The organism is Candidatus Chlorohelix allophototropha (genome assembly GCF_030389965.1).
GTDB lineage: Bacteria > Chloroflexota > Chloroflexia > Chloroheliales > Chloroheliaceae > Chlorohelix > Chlorohelix allophototropha.
In genome coordinates this window covers 1,453,257-1,465,889 of sequence record NZ_CP128400.1, presented here as the reverse complement: position 1 = coordinate 1,465,889, position 12,633 = coordinate 1,453,257, and the positions used below count along the sequence as shown (strand labels likewise).

Sequence of the window (12,633 nt, the reverse complement as noted above, 5' to 3'; positions counted from 1 at the left end):
TCTCCTGATTAGAGATTCTCGGCGTTCTTGAGAACGTCCTCGATAGCTCCGGCCATAAAGAACGCCTGTTCCGGCACAGCATCATACTTGCCTGCCAGAATTTCCTTAACACCACGTACGGTTTCTCCGACCTTTACAAACACACCGGGGCGACCAGTAAACTGTTCCGCCACATGCATCGGTTGGCTGAAGAAGCGTTCAATCTTGCGAGCGCGGGTTACGGTGAGCTTATCATCTTCGCTCAATTCGTCCACACCCAGAATAGCGATAATGTCCTGCAAGTCACGATATTTTTGCAAGGTGCGTTGAGCGGCACGGGCTACATCGTAATGCTCCTGACCAACAATCAACGGGTCAAGAATACGGCTGGTGCTAGAGAGCGGATCTACTGCCGGGTAAATACCTTGCTCAGAAATGCGGCGTTCCAGAGAAATGGTCGCATCCAAGTGGGCGAAAGTAGTTGCCGGAGCGGGATCGGTATAGTCGTCAGCAGGTACATATACAGCCTGCACCGAAGTAATCGAACCGCGCTTAGTAGTGGTAATGCGCTCTTGCAATTGACCCATTTCAGTAGCCAGAGTCGGCTGATAACCTACCGCGCTGGGCATACGTCCCAACAACGCTGATACTTCAGAACCGGCTTGTACAAAGCGGAAGATGTTGTCGATGAACAACAGTACGTCTGCCCCTTTACTATCGCGGAAGTATTCCGCCATAGTTAGACCGGTCAGACCCACGCGCAGACGAGCGCCGGGCGGTTCGTTCATCTGTCCAAAGACCATCACGGTCTTGTCCATAACGCCTGCATCGGTCATTTCATGATAGAGGTCATTACCTTCGCGGGTTCGTTCGCCCACACCGGCAAATACCGAGTAACCACCGTGTGCTTTGGCAACGTTGTTAATCAGTTCCTGGATAATTACGGTTTTACCTACACCTGCACCACCGAACACACCGATTTTACCACCGCGGGTAAAAGGAGCAATCAGGTCGATTACTTTCATACCAGTCTCGAACATCTGGGCTTCGGTGGACTGGTCGGCGAAAGAAGGGGCAAGTGCGTGAATCGGACGAGTTTCGGTGGTAGCCGAAGGTCCTTTGAGATCAACGGTGCGACCAAGCACATTGAAGATACGACCAAGTGTACCTTCACCTACCGGTACAGCAATAGCCTTGCCAGTATCGAAAGCTTTGTCACCGCGGCGTAAACCGTCGGTGCTGGACATTGCCACGCAGCGTACCCAGTCATTACCAAGGTGCTGCTGCACTTCAACAACCAGAGATTCTTGCTGTCCTTCGATTGGAACTTCAACAGCATTATAAATATCAGGCAGGTGATCCGGCGGAAACTCCACGTCAACCACGGGACCCATTACCTGTACTACATGTCCTTCGGTTTTATAAGTCACGGTCATTATAATCCTACTTCCTTCCTCTTCACAGATATAAGGTATTAGGCATTAGGTATCGATAATCGGCGTTAGGTGTCCTAAAACCTAACGCCTAAAGCCTATTTCTGTTTTTCCAGAGCCACCGCCGCACTGGCGATTTCCAGAATTTCGCCTGTAATCTGAGCCTGTCGAGTTTTGTTCATTAACAGCGTCAGGTCAGCTTTCAGTTCTTTAGCTTTATCGGTTGCATTACGCATCGCCACCATTTTGCTGCTCTGTTCGCTGGCGATATTTTCAAGGATGGCCTGGTATAATTCAACCTCGACATAACGAGGGAGGAGCGAAACCAGTACACCGTAAGGATCTGGCTCGAAGATAAAATCTATTTTCTCGAAGCCGTCTTCCTGTGCGCTCATATCCGGTTCAATAGGCAATAATTTTATCAGCTTGGGGCGCACCGTCAGAGTATTGATAAAATCGGTGTATAGCAAGTAAACTACATCAACCGTACCTTTGGTGAACTCATCAATGACTACACGCGCGATGGGCAGAATATCCAGCAGGTCGGGATTCGCTTTTATATTATCGAACTCCGCAACTATATCCCTACCTACTCTAATCATAAAGTCGCGACCTTTGCGTCCGACTGTGATAATTTTTACAGGCTTACCACCTGTTTCCGAGGCAAGGAAGCGAGTTGCGCGGCGAAGAGCATTGGTATTAAGGCTACCAGCCAAACCTTTATCGGTTGTAACAAGCACCAAACCAACGGTCTTAACCTCTCGCTGCTGAAGCAATGGGCTAATATTTCGAAAATCTTTATCACTGATGCTGGCAACGTCCGCAATTACCTCCAGCACCTTCTTTGAAAAAGGGCGGCTGGCAAGTACATTCATCTGGGCACGGCGCATGCGGCTGGCTGCGACCAGTTCCATCGCTTTGGTAATCTGCCCGGTATTACTTACGCTGCGAATGCGTCTTTTAATTACACGTACGCTCGGCATTTTTTCCTCTGTTTTCAAACATGAACCGGATAATTCTTAGAATTCCGGTTCACGTTACCTCAAATTTACCCTAACCAGCCCTGCTTGAACTCTCCAATTATAGTGCGAAGCTGTTTAAGCTGGTCATCGCTCATTTTCTTGCGTGGGTTATTGTGAACATCCGAAATGAATTTCGGATATACGTCTTCAATGAACTTGAGCAAACCGTTTTCAAATGCCTTGACTTTGTCGAGCGGAATATCATCCAGATAACCATTGTTAACTGCGAAGATGGAAATTACCTGCTTTTCAAAAGCGAGCGGCTGGAATTGAGGTTGTTTCAAACCTTCGGTAATGCGCTGACCGCGTTCCAATTGGGCTTTGGTAGCTTTATCAAGGTCGCTGGCGAATTGGGCAAAAGCGGCAAGGTCGCGGAACTGAGCTAATGCCAGTTTCATACCGCCTGCTACCTGCTTCATAGGCGCGGTTTGAGCGGAGCTACCCACGCGGGATACGGAGATACCGGGGTTAACCGCAGGGCGAATACCAGAGTTGAACAGGTCGGTTTCAAGGAATATCTGACCATCGGTAATCGAGATTACGTTGGTTGGGATGTAAGCCGACACGTCGTTTGCTTGGGTTTCAATAACCGGCAACGCGGTTAAACTACCACCACCGTTATCATCATTCAAACGGGCAGCGCGTTCCAACAAGCGACTGTGTAGATAGAACACATCACCGGGATAAGCTTCGCGACCGGCGGGGCGGCGCAGCAACAGCGACACTTCGCGGTAAGCATTGGCATGCTTGGAAAGGTCATCATAAATGATCAAAGCATCTTTGATAACACGACCGTCCGGCAGGGTCACGCCGTTTTCCATAATCTCCTCACCCATCGCACAACCAGAGTAAGGCGCGATATAGCGTAATGGAGATGGGTCAGAAGCAGAAGCCGATACTACAATGGTGTGTTCCATTGCGCCGACTTTTTCCAAAATACCGACCACCTGTGCCACTTGTGCTTGTTTTTGACCAATAGCGACATAAATACAAACCATGTCGCCGCCCTTTTGGTTAATAATAGTGTCGAGAGCGATGGCGGTTTTACCGGTTTGGCGGTCACCAATGATCAATTCGCGCTGACCGCGACCGATCGGGATTAGTGCGTCCAACACCTTGATACCAGTTTGTACAGGCGTATCTACAGATTTACGGGTAATTACACCGGGAGCAACACGCTCAATAAAGCGGTTTTTAGTAGTGGCAATTTCGCCTTTTCCATCAATGGGCTGTCCTAATGCGTTCACCACACGACCAACGAGGGCTGCACCAACCGGCACTTGGATAATCTTGCCTGTGGTGCGAACGGTGTCGCCTTCTTGAATATGGGTATAAGGACCCATAATGATGACACCGACGGTTTCTTCTTCGAGGTTCAGCGCCATGCCCACCACATCAGAACCGCCGGGACCCCTGCCGGGGAACTCCACGAGTTCGCTGGATTTCACGCCCGACAGCCCGTACACGCGGGCAATACCGTCGCCCACTTCTACTACCGTACCAACTTCTACTTGTTTGGCGGTAGTATCGAGACCTTCTAGTTGTTTGCGAATTATTGCGCTAATTTCGTCAGCACGTACTGCCATTCTTTATAATCCTCCTGAGGGGCGTTCATATTTTAGTTCGGGCGCGAACCCGCGACTAGCTTAATCAGGCTAAAGCTTTCCTCAGCGCTTGGAGGCGGTTTTTTATGCTGCCATCTATGAGCATATCGCCAAAACGCGCTACCACACCACCTATTATGGTGGGATCAACCTTATTCTTCATTGTAATTTGCTTGCCGCTGATTTTGATAAGCTGCTGGCGGATTCGTTCCTCCTGCTCACTATCGATCGGCACGGCTGTAGTTACTTCCGCAACTATGATACCACGCAAATCATCAAGCAAGGCTTGATACAAGGCGGCTATTTTACCTGCAAAAGTTTGCCGTTCACGCTCCACCAATAAAGTAGCCAGAATGAAGGCGGAAGGACTTATTTGATCCTTGAGAATTGAACTGACAAGCGTAAGCTTTTTATCTTTTGTAATTTTCGGGTTTTCAAGACGTGCCGCTATAGTCTGGTCTTCGAACACTTGCTTGATAACTGCAAGGTCCGCAGCCCACTCATCAAGCTTGTTGGTGGAACGAGCCAGTTCAAAAACTGCCTGGGCGTAACGTCTTCCGGCGCTTCCTGATGGCATCGTGACTCCTTAATTCCTAGTACTGTAGCTGGATAGCACGTCGTTAATAACCTTGCCGTGCAAATCTTTACGAGTATTTAGTTCTTCTCCGATTACCTTACCGGCGGCAGCAATTGCCAAATCACTAAACTCGCGCCGCAACTGGGCGATAGCCTGGTCACGTTCAGAGGCAATCTCGACTCTTGCTTTGGTAATTATAGCTTCAGCTGCTACTTTGGCTTCACCTTCTGCCGCTGCTCGTTTCTTATCCGCTACGGCTTGAGCCTGCGCTATAATTTCCTGAGCCTGACGACGAGCGTCTTCAAATACCTGCTTCTGGCGAGCTTCGGTTTCAGCTACTTCTCGTTTAATCCGATCGCTGCTTTCTACGATTTCAGCCGCCCGTAACTTACGTTCATCAAGGGTTTTTAAAATCGGGCGATATACGAAACGCCATAATAGTAAGAGCATTAACAGGAAGGCAACAAGCTGGAATATGAAATTCCATAGGTTAATACCTAATGCGCCAATTCCTTCATCTGTAGCTTGCTCAGCAGCAATTATAGAAAATAATCTGTTAATGTTAACAAAGTACATGGTTTATTTTCCCTCATCTTATTATTTAGCAAACAGAAATCAGTTGTCGGTTGTCGGTACTAAATTGTATAACACCGACAACTGACACTGATTGCCGAATTTTACGCGCCTCTTTGGGCAACGAAGATGAGCAGCAGGGCGATGAGCAGAGCGTAAATCGCGACCGCTTCAGAGAAGGCAACACCGATGATCATGTTGATTCGGATGATGCCTGCCGCCTCAGGGTTTCGACCGATGGCCTGCATTGCGCCAGAGACCGCGATACCGATACCGATACCTGGGCCGATTGCGCCAGCACCCATCGCGATACCTGCAGCAAGTTCCTTCATTCTGTTTGACCTCCTTAAGTATTCTCTGTGTTGTGAACTAGTTACTACTTTTTTTCAGATTAGATACGAAACTAAATCTAATTATGCAGCTTTTGCATGCTCTTCATGCTCTTTGTCGTGATGACCTTCCTCATGTCCTCCTGCTGTCACCAGCGAGAGATAGGTCAGGGTAAGGATCGCAAAGACCAGCGCCTGGATAAAGCCCACAAATATTTCAAGCCCCAGAAAGATTATCAAACTGGGTGCAGCGATTTTCAGCATTACCGCCAGCAACACCTCACCGGCAAATACATTGCCGAAAAGACGGAAAGCCAGCGAAAGGATACGAGTGAACTGACCGATTATTTCAAGCGGAGTTAAAAGTGGATCCATCCAGTGAGGTTCGGGAATGAACTCTTTCAACCAACCTTTGACCCCGTGGGACACAATTGCTGCTATCTGTACAATAATTACTGCTAACAGCGCCATTGCGAAGGTCATATTGAGGTCAGCATTTGGTCCGCGCAGGAGAGGCACCATTTCTTTTAGAACTTTGCCATCCTCAGTCACATCATGTACAAAACCGATTGAGCCTACTCCGGGAATCAGGGAAAGCCAGTTAGCAAACAAAATCCAAGTGAAATAGGTTGCTACTAGAGGAAAGATTACTTTCGCTACACGTTTACTGGTAGATTCAACCACCATATTGTGCAAACTCTCCACCAGTATTTCAACTACAGACTGCCAACGCCCGGGTATAAGCTTGGCTTTTCGTGCGCCCGACCATAGCAGAAAAAAGGTGATGAGCATGAAGAGAACGGTAGCTATAGTGGAATTGGTTACAATAAAGAAAGTGTCTTTGGAGCAAACTGCCGGAGCATCCATTTTCCCACCGATGCACATAATCGGTTCCGGCTTCAGGCTAACTACCAGTTTAAATTCTTCCATTTTCCGGTTAATTACCTCATCCCAAGCTACGAGCGTTAAATTGGCATTTACAATGTTAGTTGCGCTTGTTTCCAGGCTCGCTTGCTACGATTAGCCGCCAAAAAAAGTAACCTGCACTAAATAACCCAAGAAAGATGCCAATCAGTACAAATAAAGGGGTTGTATTAAGCACCCCATCCAACCACACCCCAGCAACAATAAATAAGGCTAACGGCACTGCTATCCCAAACCCTAGGCTTAGGGCAAATGCCATAGCACTTTTTTCTTCGTTGCTTCCATTGCTCCCGTTTCTGTTACTCATAAATATTTACAGAAACCCTTCAGAGCTTTCATTAAATCAGAATATTTACTTGAAATTTGTACTACTGTTTATTTTAAGAAATCCACCCACAGCAACTATCCCTTACACCTTCAAAAGGTTTAATTCTTGTTATAAAGTGCTGTTGTTGTGTGTGCGAGCAAATTAACTAGGCTAAGTCAGGGAAAAGTATATCATAGCAAACCTATTGGCGCAAGTGTGAAATTTGGCACAATCATAACAATTAGTTAATTTTTAGTGTATATATGTGGAAATTCAGGAAATATCAATTTCTGCCCGACTATATGCTTTTCGCACCTCTGTGCTTTGTGCAGGTACAAATTGGTGTATTACAAAACCTATTATCACTACAGCCAATAGTGTTCCAACCGCAATTTGGTATCCTAGGTTGCCAACTTTTGGATCATTAGGATTGAATAAGAGTAATGTACCACCCCACAACACCGGACCAAGCACTGCTGAGAATTTTCCGGTAAGGTTGTAAAGACCCATAAATTCGCCCAATCTCTCCGGTGGGGTAAGCTCTACCATCAAGGTACGCGCCGAAACCCAAGTGCTACCAAGCGCAATCCCCGCTAAGGGACCGCCAATCCAGAAAAAAAAGTCTCTGGGTGGAGCAGCCATTGCGATTACAAAAACTACTACCCAAATCGATAAGGATATATTCAAGGCTTGTTTGGAACCGATTTTATCTGCTACGAAGCCAAATATTATTGAACCTACCACTGCAAAAATAGTAGCAAAAGCCAAAAAGCCGTTTCGTTGACTGGGGCTGAACCCGATCACCTCAGTTGAGTAGATGCCCATTGCAGTAATAACTGTATTCAAAGCATCGGAATAGAAGAAATTAGCAACCAGAAAAACAAATAAGCCCGGATAGAGCATGGATTGCTTAAAGGTGCGTAACGTTTGTGTCATGGTTGAAGTAAAAGTTAATTTTGCTGCTTCTTGTTCAGTCTTATAATGCCTTTCACGCACGAAGATAAAGCACGGGATAGAGAATAAAAGATAGAGAATCGCTGCTATAAAAAACGAGTCGGAATTTTTGGGATTATCTCCGGTTAGCGCCCCCGCTCCATAAAGCATATCGCCCAGATAGCCCACCCCTAGAAAACCAATAATCCCTCCGAAATAACCAAGTCCTACGCCCAAACCCGATACTTTACCCCAATTACTGGTAGTGCTAACCGATGGTAAAAGCGAGTCGTAAAACATCAGAGCGGATTGATAGCCCACATTAGCAACAATGAAAAAGATTATGCCTGAACCAAGTGATACAGCCACTCCCGCCCCCAACGCTGGCGCTACACCCATAAGAAAAAGCGCACCGATACTTAAAATAGTCGCGCCCCCTAACCACTTCATTCGGTTGCCGCCACGATCCGAAAGTGCGCCCAGTAGCGGGCTAAAAACACCTACAATCAGCATTGAGATAGACATCGGCAGGGCGTACCAAATATCCTCTATCTTTAGCTCATTTTTTACCCAAGCAGGAAAATAAATACTGATAATTGCAGCGCTGTAGATTGTGTTTGCAAGGTCATAAGTTGCCCATGACCATGTAGCTAGAACAGTCGGTTTTTTTTCTGTAGCCTGTTTCGTGGCAAGTTCAGACACTGAGTTCTCTCCTATTTTTCTATACTTTAGTGGGATTCAAAATGATTTCTCCATGCTTAGTAGAAGATTATACCAAGTAGCCTAAATCCTGCCAAAGCAAAGCGTTGCTAATTTATAAAGCACACTTCTAGGCTCAAAAACGAAATTGTAGAATTGTAGAATCGGATTTAAAAAGTTAAAACCTGAAGTTATTGCCTTGATATGGTGGGATCAAAAGCATCACGTAGAGCATCTCCTAGCAAGTTTAATGACATAATTGCCAGTGAGAGAGTCAGGCTGGGGAAAAACATCAGAAGTGGTCTGGATTTAATCAATTGCGCCAGTTCACTAATCATACTACCCAAACTAGGGTAGGGTGGTTGTACCCCCAAACCCACAAAGGATAAACCGGCTTCCGCCAACATAATACCACCTACGCTGGTTGAGGCTGATATAATTATTACGCTGGCACAGTTTGGCAATATGTGATGCCTAACAATCCAGCCAAAACCCCCACCCGAAACAATACTGGCATGTACATAATCGCGCTCACGCAAAGTCAACACCTGAGAACGCACCATCCGAGCGATATTAGGCCAGCCCAAGAGCACAAACGCTGCAAAAAGCCAGACCAAATCACGACCTAGCATACCAACCAGCAAAATTGCCAACAACAAGCCGGGGAAGGCATAGGTCAAATCGGCTACGCGCATTACAATAGTTTCGACCCAGCCACCTAGATAACCCGAAAGCAAGCCCAGAGTTACACCGACAGCGGTTTCCACCAGCATTACCGAAATACCGATTGCCAGCGAAATGCGCGCACCATAAAGTATCCGAGAGAAAATATCGCGCCCTAGTTGGTCTGTACCAAACCAGTGTAACGAGGAAGATGTCTCACGCACATGCGCAAGGTCTTGGAATTTATAATCATAGGGCGCAATTAACGGGGCGAACAACGCACATATACCTAGTAAACCTAGATAGGAGATACATACTAGGGCAACTTTGTCGTGCAATAGACGCTTTAGAACTCCGGGACGACCGCGTGGACGGGTTTTCTCCTCGCGAATTACTGGACACGAACCTGACATAGCAGTGGAAGTTGATGCACTTACACGCGCTTCTTCCTGTACAAAGGTGTCGATTAACGGTTCATTTTCAAAGTCAACCTGATTTAATATATCCATATTTAATGCGCTCGACTTGCTTTCCGGTGATGAATACGCGGATCAATCCAAAGATAAGCAATATCAACCAGTAAATTGGCACAAACAAAACTCAAAACCAATAAAAGTACAATCGCTTGTAATAAGGGGTAGTCTCGACTATAAACCGCTTGCACCGAAAGGCGACCCATGCCCGGAATCGAAAAGATATTTTCTACAATAAAGAATCCACCAACGGCAGTTCCTAAAACAGGTCCTACCATAGTTACCACCGGTAGTAGCGAATTACGGAGAGCGTGGCGGGTCATTATTGTTATTTGGCTCAAACCTTTGGCTTTAGCGGTGCGTATATAATCTTGCGATAGTGCATCCAGAAGGGCTGAACGAGTTTGCCGGGTAAGGTAAGCCGCACCGGGTAAACCCAGCACAATTGTCGGTAGAATAGTCTGCGCCCATGAACCCCAGCCCCCTATAGGTAATGCCTTAAGCTGAACCCCTAACCACCAGATTCCAGCATACGCAATTACAAAAGAAGGGATACTAGTTCCCAAAACCACAAAACCGCGTACCACCCAATCGAGGGTACGACTGCGATAAGCGGCAGCGATTATACCAAGTGGAATACCCAAACCTAGCATAAGCAGCATTGAAAGCGCACCCAGTTGCAAGCTTACCAGCCAACTATCGCCAATAATCTCGATAACCGGAATTCCACCTTTGCTGAAACTATACCCCAGATTGCCATGTAAAAGCTCGCCGAAGTATATCCACAGTTGCTCAAGTATAGGCTTGTCAAGCCCGTAGTGAGTGAGAATACTATCTACCACAGTCTGGCTGGCACCGTTTTCCAACATCGCGCTCACAGGGTCACCCGGCGCAATCCGCCCCAGTACAAAGGTTATAATCACTGCTACTAAAGCTAGAGGGAGTGCGCCAATCGCTCGCCGTAAAATCATTCGCATCTGTTTAAGCCTGATGTGAAAAAGCGGCAAACCTTTTACAGGGCTTGCCACGATTAAATTACTTTACTTCGACCTGATCGTAGGGCAAAATGCCTATTGGGCTAAACTGGTAACCGCTAACATAGGGCTTGGCAACCAACCGGGTATAAATCTGGCAGATTGGCACAAACACCGCATCGTTAACCGCCACTTGCTCAGCCTGAGCATACAGATCATACCGTTTTGCGGCATTCAATTCTGCATCGGCTGCTTCAACCAGCTTGTCAAACTTATCACTTTCATAACCAAAGATGTTAGAAGATGATTTTGAATATAAAGGAACGGTCAACAGACTTTGCGGGTCTAGGTAATCCGCTACCACCCGATCATAGAAAGAGGCGAGGCTGGTCTTCTTCCGTTCTTCGGCGACAAACTTGGTGCGCTCCATCACTTCCAGCTTAACCTTCATACCTAGGTTAGTAGTAATTTGGCTCTGGAAAAACTCCATGTAAGCTGAACTACTACCCGTCCCCGCCTGCACGATCGAAAACTCCGGTAAGCCCTGTCCACCGGGGAACCCGGCATCTGCCAGCAATTGCTTTGCTTTTGTTGGGTTATATTCCAGCGCCTTTACGGTTGTCGGGTAGCCCGGTATCGTGCCAGGAGGGATAATACTATCGGGCAATTTGCAACTGGTAAAAATCTTATCAACCAGAGTTTTGCGATCAATGGACATTGCTACGGCTTGTCGTACTCGAACATCCTGGAACGGTTGGTAAGCCTTCGGGTTAAGCACCAGCGGGTAGGCGGTGTAGGTCAGCTCTTTGGGTTGAATCAAGAACTTAGAAAGTTCTGGATCATCCTTGATTTGATCAAAAATAGTATCGCCTACACTCCACACGATGTCCACATCGCCTTTGGCAAACATTGCTAAACGCGCCTGTGCATCGCTGACATAGAGCATTTCGATGTCAATTTTTGGCTTTCCAAAAACATAGTAGGGATTTGCCGCCAAATAAATGCTTTGGCTTTTCTTCCACTCTTTCAGAATGAAAGGACCAATCGAAGCGGTGTGTTTTTCCCACCAGCGATCGTTCTTTTCAACTTCAGTGCGATCGAGAATTGATGCAATCGGCAACGCCAGTTTGGAAAGGAAATAGGGCGCAACCTTGTTCAGGGTAATCTGAACATTGCTATCATCCAACGCCTTCAGACCACTAACCTCAGTAGCTTTAGCAGTATAATAGTCGTCTGCTCCGGCAATATCGGTTAGATTTACAGCAGCAGCAGCTTTAAGTTTAGGGTCAAGACTGCGGGTAAGACTCCAGACAACATCTGAAGCTTTCACCGGGTTTCCATTCTGGAATTTCAAGTCTTTACGTAAGGTAAAGGTGTAAACCTTCCCATCGGTTGAAACTTGCCATTTCTCAGCAGCCAACGCCAAAATTTCGCCTTTGGAATTGTTTGTCACCAAGCCGCCAAAAATATTTACCATAATCTGACGGGTAGTACCAGAACCAGCCGGGTCTAAGCTTGCCGGGTTCGCATACGTGTTTGCTTCCCGCAATAAACCGGGATGATCGCTTTTCGCGGAGGTTGTGGCGGCAGTAGTAGCGCTGGCAGTGGTAGTAACAGCGGCAGTTGTAGTACCAGTCGTAGGGACAACCGCAGGTCCCACAGTCTGGTTTGGCGCAAGGGTGGCAGCGGTAGTAGCCGCGGCGGTAGTAGTAGCAGGAACAGGGGTAGCAGTGCTATCACCGCAAGCCGATAAAAGCAGACCTGCGAACAGAAATATTGCTGCGCCTAGCCTCATACGAAGCGACTTAGCAGCAAATAAATTTTTACTCCTCAACTTAATCTCCTCCCTCGTGGATGGTTTCACACTCATCTGGTATCTATGTCAACTTAAATCCATCAACCGGAGCAAAGCAGCACACTTGAAAAAGTCCAATATTAATTAAGTAGTTTAGATTAAATACTACATATTACAGTATGCTAAGCTACAAATGAATTATTTTGTTATAAGCCCTTCTGAGTTTGTATATTTTTGACTCCTTTTGTCCTTTTTTTAAACCCAAATATGCTACGATTTTAAATGAGAACTTCTCACACATATTTTGTTACCTGTTAATACTTGGTCTTGCGTTGCATCCAACTATGT

Annotated in this window: 12 protein-coding genes; all 12 read right to left on the bottom strand. The window is 46.6% G+C overall.

Annotated features, from left to right (window positions below; translation table 11 throughout):
- Positions 1 to 8 precede the first annotated feature (8 nt).
- The 12 genes from atpD to OZ401_RS18850 all read right to left on the bottom strand — a co-directional run bounded on the left by atpD (position 9) and on the right by OZ401_RS18850 (position 12,324).
- Positions 9 to 1,415 carry a F0F1 ATP synthase subunit beta gene (gene atpD, locus OZ401_RS18905; RefSeq protein WP_341470077.1) on the bottom strand — a complete coding sequence of 469 codons (1,407 nt, stop codon included), beginning with the start codon at positions 1,413 to 1,415 and terminating at the stop codon, positions 9 to 11.
- A gap of 95 nt (positions 1,416 to 1,510) precedes the next feature.
- The gene (gene atpG / locus OZ401_RS18900) at positions 1,511 to 2,395 is read right to left on the bottom strand and encodes an ATP synthase F1 subunit gamma (protein WP_341470076.1); all 885 of its coding nucleotides are present in this window, start codon (positions 2,393 to 2,395) and stop codon (positions 1,511 to 1,513) included.
- Between the two features lie 65 nt (positions 2,396 to 2,460).
- Positions 2,461 to 4,020, bottom strand: coding sequence for a F0F1 ATP synthase subunit alpha (gene atpA / locus OZ401_RS18895; protein WP_341470075.1), 1,560 nt, complete (start codon positions 4,018 to 4,020; stop codon positions 2,461 to 2,463).
- Positions 4,021 to 4,084: 64 nt separating this feature from the next.
- Positions 4,085 to 4,615: an ATP synthase F1 subunit delta gene (gene atpH, locus OZ401_RS18890; protein ID WP_341470074.1), complete on the bottom strand. Its 531-nt coding sequence runs from the start codon at positions 4,613 to 4,615 to the stop codon at positions 4,085 to 4,087.
- 9 nt (positions 4,616 to 4,624) lie between these two features.
- Positions 4,625 to 5,191: a F0F1 ATP synthase subunit B gene (gene atpF, locus OZ401_RS18885; protein WP_341470073.1), complete on the bottom strand. Its 567-nt coding sequence runs from the start codon at positions 5,189 to 5,191 to the stop codon at positions 4,625 to 4,627.
- Positions 5,192 to 5,292: 101 nt separating this feature from the next.
- Positions 5,293 to 5,520, bottom strand: a complete 228-nt coding sequence (atpE, locus tag OZ401_RS18880; protein ID WP_341470072.1) for an ATP synthase F0 subunit C — start codon at positions 5,518 to 5,520, stop codon at positions 5,293 to 5,295.
- A gap of 81 nt (positions 5,521 to 5,601) precedes the next feature.
- Positions 5,602 to 6,447 carry a F0F1 ATP synthase subunit A gene (gene atpB, locus OZ401_RS18875; protein ID WP_341470071.1) on the bottom strand — a complete coding sequence of 282 codons (846 nt, stop codon included), beginning with the start codon at positions 6,445 to 6,447 and terminating at the stop codon, positions 5,602 to 5,604.
- A 55-nt stretch (positions 6,448 to 6,502) separates the two neighbouring features.
- Complete coding sequence (locus OZ401_RS18870; RefSeq protein ID WP_341470070.1) at positions 6,503 to 6,700, bottom strand: AtpZ/AtpI family protein; 198 nt, start codon at positions 6,698 to 6,700, stop codon at positions 6,503 to 6,505.
- Between the two features lie 321 nt (positions 6,701 to 7,021).
- Positions 7,022 to 8,383: an MFS transporter gene (locus OZ401_RS18865; protein WP_341470069.1), complete on the bottom strand. Its 1,362-nt coding sequence runs from the start codon at positions 8,381 to 8,383 to the stop codon at positions 7,022 to 7,024.
- A gap of 188 nt (positions 8,384 to 8,571) precedes the next feature.
- Positions 8,572 to 9,552: an ABC transporter permease gene (locus tag OZ401_RS18860; RefSeq protein ID WP_341470068.1), complete on the bottom strand. Its 981-nt coding sequence runs from the start codon at positions 9,550 to 9,552 to the stop codon at positions 8,572 to 8,574.
- A gap of 2 nt (positions 9,553 to 9,554) precedes the next feature.
- Positions 9,555 to 10,487, bottom strand: coding sequence for an ABC transporter permease (locus tag OZ401_RS18855; RefSeq protein WP_341470067.1), 933 nt, complete (start codon positions 10,485 to 10,487; stop codon positions 9,555 to 9,557).
- Between the two features lie 64 nt (positions 10,488 to 10,551).
- On the bottom strand, positions 10,552 to 12,324 hold the full coding sequence (locus OZ401_RS18850) for a peptide ABC transporter substrate-binding protein (protein WP_341470066.1): 1,773 nt from the start codon (positions 12,322 to 12,324) through the stop codon (positions 10,552 to 10,554).
- Between the last annotated feature and the right edge of the window lie 309 nt (positions 12,325 to 12,633).